Annotated in this window: 12 protein-coding genes; 4 read left to right on the forward strand and 8 right to left on the reverse strand. The window is 42.6% G+C overall.

Annotation, left to right across the window (positions count from 1 at the left end; all coding sequences use genetic code 11):
• Positions 1–373: 373 nt before the first annotated feature.
• The 5 genes from J0L83_00305 to J0L83_00325 form a co-directional block, all read right to left on the reverse strand.
• Entirely contained in the window at positions 374–727 is a 354-nt protein-coding gene (locus J0L83_00305; protein ID MBN8662985.1) for a hypothetical protein, read from the reverse strand.
• A 124-nt stretch (positions 728–851) separates the two neighbouring features.
• Positions 852–1910 carry an FAD-binding oxidoreductase gene (locus tag J0L83_00310; protein MBN8662986.1) on the reverse strand — a complete coding sequence of 353 codons (1059 nt, stop codon included), beginning with the start codon at positions 1908–1910 and terminating at the stop codon, positions 852–854.
• Positions 1911–1925: 15 nt separating this feature from the next.
• The gene (locus J0L83_00315; GenBank protein ID MBN8662987.1) at positions 1926–7925 is read right to left on the reverse strand and encodes a hypothetical protein; all 6000 of its coding nucleotides are present in this window, start codon (positions 7923–7925) and stop codon (positions 1926–1928) included.
• Between the two features lie 147 nt (positions 7926–8072).
• Entirely contained in the window at positions 8073–8945 is an 873-nt protein-coding gene (gene sucD, locus J0L83_00320) for a succinate--CoA ligase subunit alpha (GenBank protein MBN8662988.1), read from the reverse strand.
• A 78-nt stretch (positions 8946–9023) separates the two neighbouring features.
• Positions 9024–9830: a DUF4198 domain-containing protein gene (locus J0L83_00325; protein MBN8662989.1), complete on the reverse strand. Its 807-nt coding sequence runs from the start codon at positions 9828–9830 to the stop codon at positions 9024–9026.
• A 105-nt stretch (positions 9831–9935) separates the two neighbouring features.
• Between J0L83_00325 and efp the strand changes: the two genes are divergently transcribed.
• From efp to accC, 3 genes are all read left to right on the forward strand, one after another.
• A complete protein-coding gene (gene efp, locus J0L83_00330; protein MBN8662990.1) occupies positions 9936–10502 on the forward strand; it encodes an elongation factor P in 567 nt (188 codons plus the stop codon).
• 406 nt (positions 10503–10908) lie between these two features.
• Positions 10909–11397 carry an acetyl-CoA carboxylase biotin carboxyl carrier protein gene (gene accB, locus J0L83_00335; protein MBN8662991.1) on the forward strand — a complete coding sequence of 163 codons (489 nt, stop codon included), beginning with the start codon at positions 10909–10911 and terminating at the stop codon, positions 11395–11397.
• Between the two features lie 64 nt (positions 11398–11461).
• The gene (accC, locus tag J0L83_00340; protein ID MBN8662992.1) at positions 11462–12799 is read left to right on the forward strand and encodes an acetyl-CoA carboxylase biotin carboxylase subunit; all 1338 of its coding nucleotides are present in this window, start codon (positions 11462–11464) and stop codon (positions 12797–12799) included.
• Between the two features lie 76 nt (positions 12800–12875).
• On the opposite strand, the gene J0L83_00345 is transcribed toward accC, so the two are convergent.
• Positions 12876–13259, reverse strand: coding sequence for a hypothetical protein (locus J0L83_00345; protein MBN8662993.1), 384 nt, complete (start codon positions 13257–13259; stop codon positions 12876–12878).
• A gap of 91 nt (positions 13260–13350) precedes the next feature.
• Between J0L83_00345 and J0L83_00350 the strand changes: the two genes are divergently transcribed.
• Positions 13351–14187, forward strand: coding sequence for a class I SAM-dependent methyltransferase (locus tag J0L83_00350; GenBank protein MBN8662994.1), 837 nt, complete (start codon positions 13351–13353; stop codon positions 14185–14187).
• Here J0L83_00350 and J0L83_00355 read toward each other — a convergent pair whose 3' ends face one another.
• The gene (locus tag J0L83_00355; protein ID MBN8662995.1) at positions 14188–16380 is read right to left on the reverse strand and encodes a glutamine synthetase III; all 2193 of its coding nucleotides are present in this window, start codon (positions 16378–16380) and stop codon (positions 14188–14190) included.
• A 149-nt stretch (positions 16381–16529) separates the two neighbouring features.
• The gene (locus J0L83_00360) at positions 16530–19001 is read right to left on the reverse strand and encodes a DUF4114 domain-containing protein (protein ID MBN8662996.1); all 2472 of its coding nucleotides are present in this window, start codon (positions 18999–19001) and stop codon (positions 16530–16532) included.
• Between the last annotated feature and the right edge of the window lie 35 nt (positions 19002–19036).

Consider the following 19036-nt stretch of genomic DNA (forward strand, 5'->3'; position numbering starts at 1 on the left):
AGCCAAAAAAGGGGGGCTGTTTTACAGGAAAAACAGCAATAAAGCACCGCCAATAATGGCGATAACCATGGGTTTCATGATAGTTCAATAAGCAGTAATGGAATCAGGTTTAGTCAAGGATACCATCTCCCACTGGGGGAGTAGCTGCTGCAATATGTTTGGGGAATGAATGCAGTGCCGGGGTATCAATCCCTGGCTTCTGGTGGTTTTACACGCTGACGAAAGCGGGCTAATAAAAAGAAAGTGTGTGCATTCATATTTGGGCTAGTGCCGATTATGTGTCAAATATCTTGAGATTCTGCTGTACTTGAATAAAAATCCGGTGCCAACGGATTGGTTGATTTCACGAATGGTTGCCTGGAATTACGAGTGGTTACATGGTCTCCAGATCATTCTTATGGTTGTGTTTCCAATAAAGGTAATAATAGCTTAGAATGACCAACCCCAGTATAAATGGAACCAAGGCCAGGTGTTTGAATGTGTATTCGCCAAACAATACATTGGTATCAAAGTGCAAAAACTCGCTAACCATCCAGTAAGAGTTGGCAGAGATCCATAAACTTATGGCAATATTGTGGCTGAGTTCAGAAACATACTGACGTGTACGCCAGGCTATGATAATGGAGATGACTAAAGTGGGGATGATCATCACGATGCCGAGTGGGCGCCAGCCCATACACCAAGCCACATCTTTAAACAACCAGAAAACGATGTGCAGATTCTCCATTTTTCTATAACGAAGTGGGATATTGTAAAACAGGGGTGTATTCTGTTCGTTTATTTGTGTTGCTGTTTGTGGCGTATTGTCCATCCTCAAAATTTGAGTGGCAATATTAATTTTTTGTCAAGTCTCAGCGGCTTAAAATTTTCTGGAAACGTTGCACGTCTGCGGCGGGGTGGAGGGGTATCTGGTATTGGAAGTAATCTGCAAAAGCTTTGGCAAAAAACGGGGAAAGGGAACAGCCCTTGGTGCCCATGCCGCCGAATATACCTACAGGTGCATGTTGTGGATGCATGCCCACAAATGGTCTGCGCTCAACAGTTGCTGGCCTGATTGATGCAATGTGGTCTACAATCTGATAAGGCAGTTTAAGTATTTGTTGCAGCTCAGCTTCTTTGCGTTCTCTGAACAGGGTAGAAGGTTGAGCATCTGTAAAACGATTGTCGTAGCTGCTTCCTACCCACCAGAGTCCCTCATCCCAAGGCACCAATGTGGTGATGCCAAATTTATAAATGCGGTGCACGGGTAAATCTGGAATCGCTGCAATCAAGGCCTCACCCTTGTTGAGACTATGTGGCAGGTTTTGCCAATACTGGGATTGATAAGCATGTACGCCATTGCAATAGATGATATGCTTTGCAGTAATGGTGCCTGCATATATAATGTCATTATCGGTTTTCTGTACCGCAGCTTCATCAAAGCTTTCCTCGATAAGTGAATTTGTTTTGCATAGATAGTTGCGCCAACCCTTTAACAAAGCATGCAGGTCGATTAAATAAGCAGGTGCGATTTCTACTACGCCGTGGCGATAATGGAAATAATTTTGATAGCTATCTTCTGTACTGCGCACATATGCATTTGCTTCCTGTAGTTTGTTTTGATAGCCTTGCATCATTTGCTCAGAAGGCGGAAAGGCGAGGATATTGCTTTGTTCAATGACTTGTTGACCAATGGCTGCGCCCATCCTTTGGTAAGCATCCCATGCAAAGGGCAGTACCTCATCTGCCAACCAAGTGGTAACGACTTGTCGGCCTGTGACGGGATTGATCACACCACTGGCAACCTGCGTAGAACTGCTTGGATTGAATTGGTCAATCACCAGCACCTCATATCCTGCTTCTTTTAGATAATAACTCAGGAATGTACCGGCAATACCCTGACCAATCAATAGAAAATCCACTTTACGCATGACCTAAAGATAGTTTTAATCGCCGCTCTCTACAAATACATTGAAACCCTTGGAATGACTCGTAAACTCGGGCGCATACAAACATTGAATACTCGCAAGACCCGCTGAGAATTTACCGGCATGCGTAACATACATGCTGTATTCAATTACATGATTGCCCTTGGGTACTCGATCGAAATAATAATTGCTGCTAACATCCTTCGTGCTTACATAATAACCCAGTCTGTTCCCCCATTGATACCCACTCAGGATATTTTCAGGCTCTGTGCCAGCAGGCCTTAAGTCTTTCAGGTGTACAAAATCCATATCACGTGCTGCGCTAATTTGGATGCGACTGATGAGTTTATCACCAATCATCAGTTCGTCACCATCTTGTACAAGCATTTGTTTTTTGCCTTCCTGCGTGGTGCGTTCTACATAGAATTGTTTTGTTACACGCAGTGGGTTATTGGCAGGAGCAGTGATCTTATCCATCTCTTCAAAATATTGCCAGAAAATACTGCCCCAACTCAGTGTTTTGCCGGTACTGCTTACTTGAATCTTACCCATATCCGGTTGCACAAAGCGAGGATCTATTCTTTTTTGCAGATAACCAGTACCTGCTTCTTTAGGAAGCTGATCGCTGTCTAAAACAAAATTACCCAGCTGAATGCGGACGCTATTATTGCTTTGTAGCCATTGTTCGCCATTCAGTAATAATGCATAGCAGGCATTGGCAGTTGCGATGCTGTTGCCCCAGTCTGTAGTTTGTTTATTCAGCAATAACCAGTTGCTCGCTTGCTGTATGGGTTGCTGAAGTTTACCATCCTTGTTGAGTAGTTGCAATGTTTCTATCATCATGCTCTGATGGTCAATCGGACTTGCATACCAGAAATAGGTATTCCGTTGCTTCCAATAGAGGCTGGCATTAGCCGTATCAATGACGGTTCGTTCCAGTAGTGATGGCAGAATTGTTTTGCGTACAAATATTTCTTCGCCATTACGGAATAATGCTTGCGCTGTTAAAGCAGCTCTGTAATTGTTTTGTTTGTTCCAATGATTTTTGGCATCTGCTAAAAGCTTTTGGTAGAAAGCATTTTTTACAGGGTATTGTTGAATAAAATAACTGCGCATGTGCAAGTAGCTGAGTTCATCTACTGCAGGTATCCAGATCATCCCTTTTGTACGACTTTGTCCTAATTTGTACCGGTTTGCCATCAATGCATCCATCCAGCTAAGTGCAGGTTGAATCATTTTTGCTGCCAAAACAGTCTCTTCCTTCGACAATGCTTTGAGTGAAATGAGTCTGGCTAAGCCTGTGAGGATATAATTAGTGATATAGCTGTTGGCATTGCCACCATTGAACCAGGGAAAAGCTCCATCTGCTAATTGCAATTGCTGTAGTTTTTCCAAACTAATTTTTCCTTCACTATTCATACGAGCGATATCAAACAATACTGCCAGTTCTCTTTTTCTTGCAGTTTCTGCTGCTGCTAAATTCACCCAGGGGGTTTCTTCTAATACAATTTGTTTGAGAGAAGTATTTTTCTCTAATGCTGATTTGGTGGCAGTGGAATCTTTTTTCCAAGCTTCCAATACTGCTGCAATTGCGGGTTGTTGTTTAGCAATCAAAGCGGCCATGCTATTGGCATTGAAGCGATTGAAAACCTGCTCGCTGCAGTCGTTACTGTTTGAAGCAAGATAGGGCAGGGCTTGTACAGCATACCAAATGGGATTGGTAGTATAGCTTATGGTAATTCCTTCTTGAGTGAGGCTCGGACTTTCATTCTTGATCAGTTTATCCAGTGTATAGTTTTTGGTTTCTGTTCCACGAAGCAATAATGGAACTGTCTCAGTAACCAGTGTTCTGTTGCTCAGTACGGGTAAGTAATTGGTTTCTCCGTCACTGATATTACCACTACTAGCGATGACCTTCCATTGCAAGGGTTTGGTATAGCTCACAGGTACTTGAATGGGGAATTTCACCACAACAGATTGACCGGCACCAGCAGTGAAATATTGATTTGGAAAGCTATTCTGGAACCAGCCATCCACTGGTCTGTCTGTATAGGGATCTATGAGTGCGAGTTCAACTTGTCCGGATAATTCCTTTTCAGTGGTGTTGATAATTTTGGTACTGAATTCAATACGATCACCTTCTCTTAAGAACCTGGGTGCATTGGCCTGTACCATGAGTTGTTTAGCCGTAGTGATGAAGTCTGTTGCCATGCCAAAAGATAAATCCTTGGTATGTGCCAGTGTTTGCCATTTCCATTTGGTGAGTGCATCGGGCATGGTAAAGCTAAAGCGAACACTGCCTGTGCTGTCTGTATATAATTGTGGAAAGAAGAAAGCAGTCTCATTAAAATTGCTGCGGACTTGTACGGGTTCGTTTTGGACGAGGGGAGCAGGTATTTCTGTCTTGGTAAATACTTTATCGTAGTTCTCCTCTTTTATAGAAGAATTGCCACGAATGCTTACATCAAATGATTTGCTTCGTGCAGCACCTGTTAGCACCATTTCTTGCAGTTCAGTTTTAACCAAAGCCAAATTAGGCCTTAGACCATGATACCAGTATTTTCGATCATTATTGTAGGCATCATCCATGAGTTGTATACCGGAGCTCGCAAGGGTAGCATTGATATAAATGAAATGGCTTTTTGATAGGAAATACAGTGGGTACGCTTCTCCTTGAACTGCCCCAAAATTTTGCTCATGTTCAAATCCTTCTCCATAATAATACGTTCTCCATATGCCCGGAATGTTCCATTGGTGCGGGGCGATTTCGTCTAGTGAGGCATCGTATAAAGCAGTTAATACTTCCGCTAGCGCATAACTGCTGTCGGGATTTTTTACTGTAATGCTCCAAGTTTCTTCGCTACCCGGCGTAGTCTTGTCGCGAAAACTTTCATGCTTTACCTGTAATTTTTTGTTACTCCAAGGCACAAAAATGGAATAGTTGGTGCTGTAAAAGCGATTTTGGTAAACAAAACAATCATTATAAAAAACATTACCCCGATCACCATCCTCTACTAGGTGCAGGAGCTCTTGTTTTCCCTTTGCTGCAAGCATAAAAGCGTATGTAGGTTTTGTTTGTTGCCATTTTTTACGAACAACAAATCTTTTTTGAATACTACTCCAACTAGTAAATATTACTGTTTGCCCTGGCTCTGCTGTAATGCTATTTTGTATGGCAGCAAAATTTGTAAAGACAGGCTGGTTAGGTTGTATTGGGTTAATGACCAGTAGATTTTTTGTTTGTTCTATATAGTTGCCGAATGAATCAATGGTAGAGGCAATGACTTTATACCAACCTGCAGACAAACTGCCTGCGTCTATACTAATACGTTCATTACCGGTAATAGAAGTATGCGTAATACTGTCTTCGCTATAGGGCAGTTCGTTGGGGTCGTCTTCATTTCGGTAAGGATCATTGGGAAACCATCGGGTAAAATCAGCTTCGTTGTATAATTGTACATCTGGCTGCCGCCAAAGCCTTTTTCTGATTTCTCGATTTGGCGAAATCAATTTCTGGAAAACAAGTTTGGTCAAGCCATTACTGGTTTTGTTTTCTGAATTGATTCTGTTGATGGTAAAATGTAAAGCGCTATCAGTAAGTATCGCGGAGGGTAGGTCCAAGTTTAAGTTAGCTTGTTTGTTCCGAATGAAAAGGCTTTTGTTGGCACTATGTGTTTCGCCATTTTGATCTGTTACAGTAGCGCGGATAGTAAAAAAGCCTAAAGTATTTAGGTTGGTGAGTTCATCTATTTTAAACTGGTAAGTGAATTGCCCATTTACATCTGTTTGTACTGTTGTGTTGATCTCTGGTAATCTTCTAAAATTGGGGTACATCCTGTTTTCTTCAGATAAGCCACCGGAAATAGTCAAAGCCACCTGTGCTTGATTGATGGCATAGCCTGCATAGGCATTTACGGTTCCGCTGAAGGTGATGCTGTCATTAATACGATAGCTTTTGGGGAGTGGGTTAAATACAATCTTGAAGCTAGGCCTTTTATAGGCTTCTACTTTAAAGTAATGTGCTGTGTAATTTTTAACAGAAGTGTGAATGGAGAAATTACCTCCGAGTCCTTGCTCCGGTAGTTGAAACTTGGCAGTTGCAGCACCAAAATCAGTGATAGTGCTTTTTACAGAGTCAATTATTTTTTGATTGACATCTTTTAAATAAAACGTGATGTATTTATAATTGCTATCAATATACGGATTACGATTATCTTTCTGTTGTATGAGTAAAGCTTTTACATAAACAGTTTGTCCGGGCCTATAGATGCTTCGATCGGTAAAATAGAAAATGGCCGGTGCTTTATTTGGATCATCAGCCGGTTTGTAATTAGGGTCTTCAAAGTATCTGGAATAATACATCCTGTTCATGTCTAGTGTATCCTTTCTAAGGATAAACCGATAATGAAGTGTTGCGTTAAATGGGCCGGTGTACGTGTAGCGTCCGTTGGCGTCTGTTTTGCCGGACTTCAACAGTTTTGCTGCTTTCGTTTTTTCATAATTGTATTGAAGTATTTCTATCTGTACGTCTTTCTCCGGCTGTCCGCTGCTTCTGTTCAAAATAAAGAGATCGTTTTTATTTTTCAGGAAGCTTAATGAAGAAACCCAGATCGTATTCGTTGTAATGGCAGCTGTATTCTTTTGAAAACTAGAATCTGTAGAACAAATCAATAGGTATTTACCTAAAGGCAAGGCGTCAATTTTCAATTCAGCATGATGTTCCTGATAATCCTTTAAGTCGGGTAATGTGCTTTTTGCACTTTGAAAAACTGGCAGTTTGTGCAGGCATTGAATCCTATTGTTATTATCAGAAACAGTGTCCAAATAGCTGTCTGCAGCTAGTCGGATAATTCTGGTGTAAACGGTAGGCGTATTTCTATAGCTAAGTAATACACGGAAGGGTTCATTGGGCAATTGAACAGACTCTGTTGTTACTTGAATAGAAGGTTTTACAATGCGCTCTTCCAAACCTTTGAGTGCTTGTTGAAGTATCGAATTTTTGGTGAGTTGTAAACCTGTATGAACTTTCTCTAGCGCCTCAACATAAGCGTATCGGTAGTTTGTATCTTTAGATTGTGCGTAACGCTCTGCACGCGATATATCAGCTTCTGCCAAATAATAATAAGCTTGATAGCTGACTTCACATGGAATTTTGGCGGATAAATCTTTGAGCGAGGATAAGTAAGTTTCTTGGTGCTTTATACTGTTGTTTAATTGATTGGCCCATCTCAAGCGTTGAAGGTTGATGAAGGCAAATTGGTTTTTGTCTAAATCTTTTTCATGTATCCGCATCCATTGCTGGTACAGCGTAATTGCATGCTCCAGATGGGTACTTGATTTGGTTCCTGCATTTATTTGTGCGAAGGAATCAAATGGAAGTAAAAGCAGAGCCCTTTTTGCAGCATAATTTGTTTGATTTCGACTGCTATAGTCCAGCTCTTTTGCATAATAAGCAATAGCATCCTGTATAATCAAGTCATACAGGCTTGTTCCGGGCATTAGATGTTGGCTATTCACAATAAGGGGCGCATATTGGCTTACTTGAACAGCCTTGGTTACTTCGATGTCTATAGCCTGTTTCAGGTGGTATTGAATAGCGCTATCGATTTGTTCAAATACCCACATTTGTGCTTGCGTATTTCTTCTGCCATAGTTGCTGTTTTTTTCAAACTGCTTCAGATAACTATTGGCAATAATGGTATGTACAATGGCCTGACCAGCTTTACTTAGTGAGGGTATTTTGGATTTGAGTTGTTGTACCTGGATATTTTGATCTTGCTGATCTTCGATGCTTTCTACTAATGAATGGATATACAGCAAGGCCTTTAGCTGCTGTGTTTCATTTTTTTCTTTTAAAGCAGCCTGCTCTATTTTCTTCGTCAAGTCTAATGCTGACTTTGGCAGTCGGGCCAGTATAATGAGTGAATCAACTTGTTTCCATTGTTGATCGTAATAGCTTGTTTGTGCTTGGCACCAAAAACTGAGTATGGAAAGAAAGCAAACGACTGCTGATCGCATAAGGGATGGTTATGGTACTAAATTGATTGATACAATGATGCAAACCAAAACAGTTTACACAAATGGTGTGCCCAATATCCTGATAAAGAAATGTGAAGAAAACAAAAACCCCGGCAATGCCGGGGTTTGCTATCAAAAAGACCTTGATTATTTCTTCAAAGCTGCAGCCATGGTCTTGCCAATATCAGCGGGACTAGCTACTACATGAATACCGCACTCAGCCATGATTTTCATCTTCGCTTCAGCAGTATCATCAGCACCACCAATGATGGCACCTGCGTGGCCCATTCTACGGCCTGGAGGGGCTGTTTGGCCTGCGATGAAACCAACTACAGGCTTACGCATATTGTCTTTCAACCAACGAGCAGCTTCAGCTTCCATGCCACCACCAATTTCACCAATCATGATAATACCGTCTGTATCAGGATCATCCATTAACAGTTTTACTGCTTCCACAGTAGGTGTACCAATGATTGGGTCACCACCAATACCGATGGCAGTAGTGATACCCAAACCAGCTTTTACTACCTGATCAGCTGCTTCATAGGTTAAAGTACCAGACTTAGATACGATACCGATACGGCCCGGCTTGAAGATAAAGCCCGGCATGATACCTACTTTGGCTTCACCTGCTGTGATCACACCAGGACAGTTTGGTCCGATCAAACGAGTATTTGTGCCTTGCAGGTAGTTCTTTACGCGAACCATGTCCTGCACAGGAATACCTTCAGTAATACATACCACCAGACCAATACCGGCTTCAGCAGCTTCCATGATGGCATCTGCAGCAAAAGCGGGTGGTACAAAGATGATGCTCACATCAGCACCTGTCTGCTTCACAGCATCAGCTACAGTATTGAATACAGGCTTATCCAGGTGGGTGCTACCGCCTTTTCCGGGTGTAACACCACCCACTACATTCGTTCCGTACTCGATCATCTGGGTGGCATGGAAAGTACCTTCCGTACCGGTAAAACCCTGTACGATGATGCGGGAGTTCTTGTTCACTAATACAGACATGGGATCGTTTTTCTTTTGTGGCGCAAAAATAGGGTGGAATGCCTAAACGGGGGCAATAAAAAAAGCCCGGGTTTATCACTATTTGGCGGGTTGTCTGCCGCCGGTGTAGAAGGTAAGACTCGCCCAGTAACTCTGCCAGTCGGCTTCCTGCCCCTCAGGCAAACGAACCATGTGTACGCAACTGATCATGGTTGGTTGAATACTTTGCTGAAACCGCACTTGCCCTTTGGCATTGCTCAGTTGTTCCGTCATCTTGGTATCCTGACCCTTTACCCAAGATTTTACCAGTGCCCCGTCCAAAGGTTTGCCCTGAAAATAGATGGTGTAGGTATTCTCTTTGGGGTTGGTGTATGGGTGAATTGTGGGTACAATATCTAAGGGTAATCCGGTTTGTTGCAAACAGGCATTAGAAATAGAATTACCTGCCTGAACAATGGTTTTCACGCTGCGTTGGTAGAATTCCTTACCATCCTTATCCAATTCTTTGTTTTTTGCACGATAATCACTGGCCAATTGTAAGCCGTCTTCCTTCAGGTATGCGGCAAACTCCGTTGGTTTCAGTTGGATAAACTTGTTTTTTGTTTGCAGCGTAATCAAGTGTGTACCGGCTTCGTTCAGGGTAACTGAAATAGAGTCGCCCTGTTTGTCAGAATAGGCTTTCAACAAATCAGCAATATTTCCTGAAGGTTGGATGTGTTTGGAGGCAGCAACCAGAGAACCGTTATTTCCCCATGGTTCTCCATGGAAGTTTTCGCCTACTCGGATGCTGAGTACAGCTGTTTCACCCGGCTGATAATGAAAGCGTTGTGGTTGTAGCCAGAACTCATGGGCGATACTTGCAAAGGCTGTAACACTGATGATGAAGAGGAGGAACCCTTTTTTCATATACCGTTTTTTGTAAAGATGCTGAAATAACTAAATCCGGCAAGATTGTCTTTTGTCTTGCCGTTTAGCGCCCAAACCCTAATTTTGCCGCTCAAAATTTACACAATGGCAACAACATCAGATATCAGCCGTGGTATGGTACTCAAACTCGACGGCAGCCTGTATTCAGTAGTGGAATTTGGTGAAAACAAGACTGCCCGCGCAGCAGCTAAGGTTTGGGCCAAGTTGAAAGGGGTGGACAATAACCGTACTATCGAGAAAACCTGGAATAGTGGTGAAACTATTTTCCCTGTGCGTGTAGAGAAGAAAGCGTTTCAGTTCTTGTATAAGGATGAAAGCGGCTATAATTTGATGAATAACGAAACTTTCGAACAGATTGCTGTAGCTGAGGAAATGATTGACGCACCTCAGTTCCTTAAGGATGGTAGTGAAGTTTTTGTGCTGATTAATACGGAAACAGAGCAGCCTATTGGTGCTGAATTGCCTGAAAAAGTGGTGATGAAAATTACTTATTGTGAGCCAGGATTAAAGGGTGATACTGCTACCCGTGCATTGAAGCCGGCTACTGTAGAAACAGGCGCAACCGTTAACGTTCCCCTCTTTGTGAACGATGGTGAAACCATCCGTATCAATACAAAGACAGGTGAATACGTAGAAAGAGTGAAGGAATAAAGCTTTGTACTAAAGATCGATAATACGAGAAGAGGATAGCGAAAGCTATCCTCTTTTGGTTTTTCAAGATCATTGGTTATTCTTGCGCGTATTGGATTTAAAAACGGGGCAAAGGAAAGAGCCGGTTTCATAGGTATTGAGAAAGTCTTTGTGGGGTGACTCCTTCGCTTTGACAATACAAATTGACAACTAAACTGCTATGGACTTTGTGGCAAAAGGCCTTGATTTGTTGTGGTATATGTAGAGGCCGGCTTGTAGTATCTCAACTACAGTTTTTGAGAAGTGTATCAGTAATTTTGCTTTTCAAAAGGTGCATAAGAAAATTGCCCATTTTCGTGTAAAAATGCCTATTTTGCCCCACTTTTCAGTCAAAAATGATTGATTTCACCCCAAAACTTGCCTATTTATGGATCTTAAGCAAATTCACGAACTGATCAAAATCATCAACAAGAGTAATATTGGTGAGATTAGTATAGAAGACAAGGATGGCAAAGTAACCATCAAGCAAAAAGATGAGAAAGTAGTTCAGGTAGCAGCAGCACCTCAAGTATATAATGTGGCACCGGCAGCAGCGCCAGTATCTGCTCCTGCATCGGCCCCTGCAGCTGCAGCTCCGGCAGCACCAGCAGCCGCTTCTGCAGCCAGCACAGATAATTATGTAACTATCAAAAGTCCGATGATTGGTACTTTCTACCGTCGTCCAAGTCCTGATAAGCCCATCTTCGCGGAAGTAGGTGATGAGGTTGCACCTGGTAAAGTAGTATGTATCATTGAGGCAATGAAACTCTTCAATGAAATAGAAAGTGAAGTGAAGGGTAAGATTGTAAAGGTATTGGTTGAAGATGCCAGTCCTGTTGAGTACGATCAACCGCTCTTCCTGGTAGATCCTGCATAATCGTGTTGATCTACGGGTAATGCTGGCCATATGGCTGGCGAGTTATTCATTTCAAACGCAACAAATGTTTAAGAAAATATTGATTGCCAACCGTGGCGAAATCGCGCTTCGTGTTATTAGAACTTGTCGCGAAATGGGCATCAAAACGGTGGCTGTATATTCTACTGCAGATAAAGACAGCTTGCATGTAAAATTTGCTGATGAAGCAGTTTGTATTGGTAAGCCTCAAAGTGCAGATAGTTACCTGAATATCCCACGCATCATTGCTGCAGCGGAAATTACCAATGCAGATGCGATTCATCCAGGTTATGGTTTTCTTGCCGAGAATGCTAATTTCTCTCAGATCTGTGAAGATTCCGGTATTAAGTTCATCGGTCCTAACGCTCGTATGATTAACGCCATGGGCGATAAGATTACTGCTAAAGAAACCATGATCAAAGCAGGTGTACCTGTTGTACCAGGCAGCGGTGGTTTGTTGAAAGATTTTGATGAGGCCAAGTCGGTAGCAAAAACAATCGGCTATCCGGTTATGCTGAAAGCAACTGCCGGAGGTGGTGGTAAAGGTATGCGTGTAGTACACAGCGAAGAAGAATTAGAACGTGCTTATAATAGTGCTAAAGCCGAAGCCGGTGCAGCATTTAAGAACGATGGCATGTACATGGAGAAATTCGTGGAAGAGCCTCGTCACATTGAGATTCAGGTAGCAGGCGATCGTTACGGTCGTGTTTGTCACCTAAGTGAGCGCGATTGTTCTATCCAGCGCCGTCACCAGAAATTGGTGGAAGAATCTCCTTCACCATTCATGACGCCTGAACTGCGCCACCAAATGGGTGAAGCTGCCAAGAAAGCAGCAGCTGCAATCGGATATGAAAGTGTGGGTACTATCGAGTTTCTGGTAGATAAGCACCGCAATTTCTATTTCATGGAGATGAATACCCGTATTCAGGTAGAACATTGCGTTACGGAAGAAGTAACCAATTTCGATCTGATTAAGGAACAGATATTGATTGCGGCAGGCCGCGAAATCAGCGGTAAAGATTATGAGCCTGCAATGCATGCGATTGAATGCCGTATCAATGCAGAAGATCCATACAATGATTTTAGACCTTCACCCGGTAAGATTACGGTATTGCATCAGCCTGGGGGACACGGTATTCGTATCGATTCACATGTGTATGCAGGTTATGTGATTCCACCTTACTACGATTCCATGATTGCTAAGATCATTGCGGTAGCGCGTACACGCGAAGAAGCCATTGATACGATGTATCGTGCACTGAGTGAGTATGTGATTGAAGGTGTGAAGACAACCATTCCTTTCCACTTGCAATTGATGCAGAATGAAGATTTCCGCAAGGGTAATTTTACAACAAAGTTTCTGGAGACTTTCACATTGAAGTAGTATCAATAACCAGACTTACTGCTTATTACAACAATGCCACTCGAAGAGTGGCATTGTTGTAATATGGTTGTTCAGATTATTTTCCGCCACCACCGCCACCGCGGTTTTGCATATTTCTGCGCATTTCAGCGTAGAATTCTTCTACAGCTTTAATCTGATCATCAGTCAAGGGAATAGCCTTGTATTTCTTGGCTACATCTTCCTGAATTTCCTTTTGCTTTTTAGCTCTCTCTTCCTCGCCCAGTTCGCGGAAACCTCTGCGCTGCTGCTGCGCCCAAATATTTACTTCCAGCACTTTATCAGCTTGCGCATCAGAAAGCTTGGTTTTTTCCATTAGGCTTGGCTTCACCATTTGCTTCATTCTTTCCAGCATTTGTGCGGGATCCATCTGGCCACCGCCTTGTGCCTGTAGTGTATTTACTGCAAAAAGTACAGCAACGATTAAAAGAAATTTTTTCATTGTGTTTGGTTTAGTGAATAAATATAGTAGAATTCGTTGTCCTAAGACGGCAATTTCTATCAGCGGTTTAATCAAATTACCAGTAGTTTTAATGTGGATGAAACAGCCGAAATCATACCTGATACGATGGGTGAAATATCTATTACCCACGGCATGGGTGAATCAAGTCCGTAACCAGTATCTGTATTGGCGATATGCGGGTAAGAATCGTCGATTTGTAGTAGCGCATCCTGAGCCAAGTTTGCCCCCACTTGCTTTTTTAGCAGAGACATTCAAGCCCGATTATTCGGCTTATGTAGAACAGGGCAATGCTACTGTTGCAGCATTGATGCCGCTCATCAAGCCATATTTGTCAGCCAATGCTAAGAATGGGTTGGATTGGGGTTGTGGAACTGGAAGGCTGACTACGCATTTCCAAAAGTTATTAGCATCCTTAGATTGGTATGCTTGTGATGTACGTGCCGATATGATTCAATGGAATCAACAGCATTTAGCTCAGATCAGTTTTGCGGTTACGCAACAAGAACCGTCACTGCCTTTCAATCATGTGAAATTTGATCTGATCATTGGTTTTTCTGTGTTCACCCATATTCCAGCAGCATTGCAAGATCAATGGTTGAAAGTATTGGCAGATAGTTTATCGGATGAAGGGGTGCTGCTGTTTACCACACATGGTAAAGCTTATCAGCATCATTTAACAAGACAGCAACTGACTGTATTAGAGAAAAATGGTATCTGGGATAATTCAACAGGTATTGCCGGCAGTAGAAACAGGGCCATTTATCATGATGCAACTGTTTTTCAAAAAACACTTGCATTACATCTTGATGTGTTAAGGCATTATGATGGTGCAAACTATCCGAATCTCATCGGTGGGCAAGATATCTGGATATGCAAAAAAAAGTCCCGCAATTGCGGGACTGAATAATTAGCGTAAGAAAAGCATTTCGCGATACTTAGGCAGTGTCCAGTTAGGATCATCTACCAAGAGCTCCAGCTTATCTACATGATAACGGATATCATCAAAGTATTTGCCTTTTACATCATCGCAATAAGCGATGGCTTTTGCTCTGGTATCTTCCAGCTTGTTGGCTACTTTTCTGGCTTCAACCATGCCATCAACTTTGCTGTATACTTGTTGAATATGCTCGCTGATTTGCTTCAGGATAGTGAGCTGACTAGCATAGGCAGATTCTGGTAAGCCGGCTGCTTTCAAACCATTCACATTAGCCAACAACTCGTTTTGGTATTTCACAGCTGCAGGCAGGATGTGGTTAATAGCTAAGTCGCCCATCACACGAGCTTCAATCTGTACTTTCTTGATATAGTTCTCGAGTTCAATCTCATGACGTGCTTCCAGCTCTGAATGCGTGTACACATTATTGCTTTCGAACAGATGCTTGGCTTTTTCAGTAACCATTGCATCCAAAGCAACTGGAGTAGTCTTCATATTAGGCAGGCCACGGCGCTCAGCTTCTTTATGCCACTCATCGCTATAGCCATCACCTTCGAACAATACTTTTTTGCTCTCAACAATGTATTTCTGAATCACATGCATTACGGCAATCTCTTTCTTGTCGCCCTTCTCAATCAATGCATCTACATCTTTTTTGAACTGACGCAAAGTAGCAGCCATGATGGTGTTCAGGGTTGTCATGGCATTGGCGCAGTTGGCTGAAGAACCTACTGCACGGAATTCAAACTTATTACCGGTAAAGGCAAAAGGTGAAGTTCTGTTACGGTCTGTGTTGTCCAGCATCAATTCTGGAATGCTGCGGTGCAGATCGAGTTTCAGGATGGCTTCATCCTGCTCATCGAATTTATCACCTACACGTGCTTCAATATCAGACAATACTTTAGCGAGATACTGACCCACGAATACAGAGATAATAGCAGGAGGCGCTTCGTTGGCACCCAGACGGTGATCGTTTGGTGCAGAAGCGATAGATGCACGCATGATGTCTGCATAATCATGTACTGCTTTGATGGTGTTCACGAAGAATGTCAGGAACATCAGGTTGGTCTTAGGTGTTTTGCCTGGAGCCAACAGGTTAACACCTGTATCTGTTGCCATCGACCAGTTATTGTGCTTACCGCTACCGTTGATACCAGCGAATGGCTTCTCATGCAGCAATACTTTCAGCTTATGACGCTTAGCAACACGGCTCATTACATCCATCAACAAAGTGTTGTGGTCAACCGCAATATTCACTTCTTCGAAAATAGGCGCACACTCAAACTGTGCAGGCGCTACCTCGTTGTGGCGTGTACGCAAGGGAATACCCAGCTTGTAAGACTCTTGCTCGAAATCGCGCATGAATGCATACACGCGCTCGGGGATAGAACCAAAATAATGGTCTTCCAATTGCTGACCTTTCGCAGGGCTTGCACCAAATACGGTACGACCGCACTGTACCAGATCGGGACGAGCATTACCTAATGCTTCGTCAATCACAAAGTATTCCTGTTCCCAACCGAGGGTAGGTGTTACTTTGGTAACATTCTTATCGAAATAATGACAAACATCAACAGCTGCTTTGTTGATGGCCTCTAAGGCTTTCAATAAAGGTGCTTTGTAGTCAAGTGATTCACCTGTATAAGAAACAAAGATGGTTGGGATACACAATGTTTTACCCTGACCAATCTCCATAATAAACATAGGAGAGGATGGATCCCATGCAGTATAGCCACGTGCTTCAAAAGTTGCACGGAGACCACCACTGGGGAATGAAGATGCATCTGGTTCCTGCTGAATCAACGCAGCACCATCAAATTCTTCGATGGCTGTACCATCACCTTTCAGTGTGAAGAAAGAATCATGTTTCTCAGCAGTAGTACCGGTAAGTGGCTGAAACCAGTGAGTGAAGTGGGTAACACCCTTGCTTTCTGCCCATGCTCTGATACCGTTGGCAATATGACTGGCCACAGCACGGTCAATTTTTTTACCACCCTTAATACTGCTCGATAAGCTTTTGTAAGCTTCATCGCTCAGGAATTCGCGGGCTGTTTTCAGGGTAAATACATTGGCACCAAAGATTCCGGTAATCTTGGTACTGCCGGCTACTTTTACCTCATTGGCATCGCTTGTGAGATTTCCAATGGCTTCGAAACGTAGAGACATATAAAAATTGGTTTATTTAGGGCGCAAATTAAACCAATAAGCTGCAAATCCCGACGTTAGTTCGCCTTAAAAATCCAAAAATGGGTATGGAATGGGGAAAATTATTTACATATAATTTATTTATATATAAATAAAATTCAATTCAAGCCTTACTGCACCACCAGCTTCTTCATTTCATAACGTGTATCCTTGCCTTCCAGCTTTAAGAGTAGTACTTGTCCGCGGCAATTACTCAAGTCAAGACTAATTTGATTAGCACCTTTTGCACTAGTGAAAGCAAAGTTTCGCACAGCTCTGCCTGTGGCTGCTTCCAATACCCTTAGAGTCAGCGGTTGCGCTGTATTACTGTGGAACTTGATCAGGAATTGCGTGCCAGGGTTGGGATAAGCCTGTACAATATTGAGCTTTTCGCCAAGAATCTCTTCAAAAGTGGAAAAAGCTGCATTGTTAATCTGTGCATCAAGGTTAACCTGCTTTCCGCCTGTTTCAAAAGTGAAGACTGTCTGCAGGATATCATCAGCCTGAATCGGATTCTTTGACAGCGGTGAAGTGAACTTCGACAAATTGATGCTGTATTCCTTCAAACTGTCCTTGGCAGGTAGGGTGTAAGAATAATGATCGGTCCAGTTACTGATGGATTTCTTCACCAAAGTAATGGTTACTGGTGCATTGAACTTCCCAGTAAAAGCTATGCTCTTATAGTTACGCAAATCTTGCTCCGCTCCACCACCATTCATAATCTTATAGAGTGTAAGGTAATCGCTGGTATTGGCTTTTAACTGAATATCGCGCAGCAGTGGGAACTCACTATTGGCATATACTCGGTTAGGGTTATTGAGCACTTTGAAATCGGTTATGGTAGTTTTTGCAGCATTATAATCCACGCCCCAAATACCATCTGATAAGTAAACAACATCTCTCGGCGTATTTGCTGTGCTGAGAATGATATTGCCTTCATGCGCATCATCAACTGTTAACTCAAGATTTGTCTTACCATTCGGATTGATGGGTACTTGAATACTTCTGCGTACGAACTGGGCGTATTCGTTTTTGCGTTCTTCAATCTCAATTTTGGCCGTGCTTGCCGCAGACTGATTATTGATCTGCACCTGCAACTTTCCTGCTACACGCTTACCATATATCAGATAAGTAGCAGGCAGCGGTTTAGCAGCAATGCTTGTAACTGGTTTGAAGGATGAAAACTTATTCAGGATATCCAGCATCATATCTGTTACGAGATAAGGTGCTGCAGCCCAAAGTTGATAATTATACAATGTATCGTCCCGCTCATAATCATCATTCAGCCAGTTCGATTGAATGCGGAAGCTATCACGGCCTTTGCTTGCACCTACACTGAAATGTGTTGCGAACTCAATGGCACCATTTTCCCGCTTCAATGTGTAGCGAATAAAATCAATACCCTTTAGTTTGAATAATTCCATATTCACCAGTTCAGCACCTCTTAATCTGTCGCAAATATGTTTGGTGTGGTTGTAGACAGAATCACTTGTTCTTGTAGCAAATGCAACAGCCCTGGCCTGATTGTTTTTGGTGAAATCTACCGAAATGATTTCCTTGGCATTGGTAAATGCAGTAAGGTCTGTTGGTGAACTGATGAATGCCCGGTAACCGGTATCAATCATTTGCTGTGGCATGAAATCTGCCATTGTATATGCCGGAGTGCTGTTGGGTGTTGTGGCATCTGTCTGATACAGCATTTGCTTGAGCAGCTTATTAGCCTTTAGTTCAGGTAATGCTGTATAATTAATATCACCATGTTCGCCACTTCTTGCTTTTCTATAGTTACGTAAGCCGATAATATCTCCCAAACTCTTACTCTCCACGCCGCCGGTATTGCCGGAATAGACAATACTGCCATCTGGATATAGGTCTGGTAAATCAGGATTGGCTACACAGGTTCTTGGTTGCACAGTAGCATAGAAAAGTACATCATTGAAATCTTCATCACTGCCATATCCATCTCTGCGGATATCTTCAAAGCCAATGATGATTCTGCCTGTCTCCACATCATTGAGCATCACACTGTGCTTTTTCTTAGCAGGATCTGGTTCCGGATTGAATCTGGACTCACTATAGAGTTTCCATTTACCATCGCCCACACCACTTGAGCCGGCCCAGCCATCTGCTATCAGTACAAAACCAATAGCTGTATTAGCCGGGAAATTGCCGAGATATACTTTATTACCCGGATTCAGTTCACCGCCATTACCAGGTTTGGAAGCATTGGGAAAAATAATTTTTACTGCAGAAGAAGCAGGTGGCGCATTCAGTGGGCTGCCTACAGGAAATGTATAAAAACCCAGCGCATTCAGGTAGGTAGCGCCTTCATCTACAAAAGTGATCCATACATCTGCATTACATTTTGTATTCAGTGTTTGCGATAAAGTATCGGAAATGAGTCTCGGATTATAAACCGGAACTGGTCTTAATTCAGGAAGTGTATTGGTGATTCTCGTGCGAAAAGGTGCTGTGAGTACATCATCCGGTGTTACCAGATAGTTGGGTTTACCCTGACTGCTATAAGTGCCGAAATATTGATATTGCGCAAAAGCGAGGGATTGGATAAGCAAATAAATCACAACAAATAGAAGCCTTTTCATATAGGGTGTTTTCAGTGATATACGGTACCTAAAAT

It is taken from the genome of Chitinophagales bacterium (genome assembly GCA_017303835.1).
In the GTDB taxonomy this organism is placed as follows: Bacteria; Bacteroidota; Bacteroidia; order Chitinophagales; family Chitinophagaceae; genus JAFLBI01.

Excerpts from the sequence above, each read along its gene's own strand:
- J0L83_00305 (MBN8662985.1), bottom strand. The coding sequence starts at position 727 with ATGGAGAATCTGCACATCGTTTTCTGGTTGTTTAAAGATGTGGCTTGG.
- J0L83_00310 (MBN8662986.1), bottom strand. The coding sequence starts at position 1,910 with ATGCGTAAAGTGGATTTTCTATTGATTGGTCAGGGTATTGCCGGTACA.
- J0L83_00315 (MBN8662987.1), bottom strand. The coding sequence starts at position 7,925 with ATGCGATCAGCAGTCGTTTGCTTTCTTTCCATACTCAGTTTTTGGTGC.
- sucD (MBN8662988.1), bottom strand. The coding sequence starts at position 8,945 with ATGTCTGTATTAGTGAACAAGAACTCCCGCATCATCGTACAGGGTTTT.
- J0L83_00325 (MBN8662989.1), bottom strand. The coding sequence starts at position 9,830 with ATGAAAAAAGGGTTCCTCCTCTTCATCATCAGTGTTACAGCCTTTGCA.
- efp (MBN8662990.1), top strand. The coding sequence starts at position 9,936 with ATGGCAACAACATCAGATATCAGCCGTGGTATGGTACTCAAACTCGAC.
- accB (MBN8662991.1), top strand. The coding sequence starts at position 10,909 with ATGGATCTTAAGCAAATTCACGAACTGATCAAAATCATCAACAAGAGT.
- accC (MBN8662992.1), top strand. The coding sequence starts at position 11,462 with ATGTTTAAGAAAATATTGATTGCCAACCGTGGCGAAATCGCGCTTCGT.
- J0L83_00345 (MBN8662993.1), bottom strand. The coding sequence starts at position 13,259 with ATGAAAAAATTTCTTTTAATCGTTGCTGTACTTTTTGCAGTAAATACA.
- J0L83_00350 (MBN8662994.1), top strand. The coding sequence starts at position 13,351 with ATGTGGATGAAACAGCCGAAATCATACCTGATACGATGGGTGAAATAT.
- J0L83_00355 (MBN8662995.1), bottom strand. The coding sequence starts at position 16,380 with ATGTCTCTACGTTTCGAAGCCATTGGAAATCTCACAAGCGATGCCAAT.
- J0L83_00360 (MBN8662996.1), bottom strand. The coding sequence starts at position 19,001 with ATGAAAAGGCTTCTATTTGTTGTGATTTATTTGCTTATCCAATCCCTC.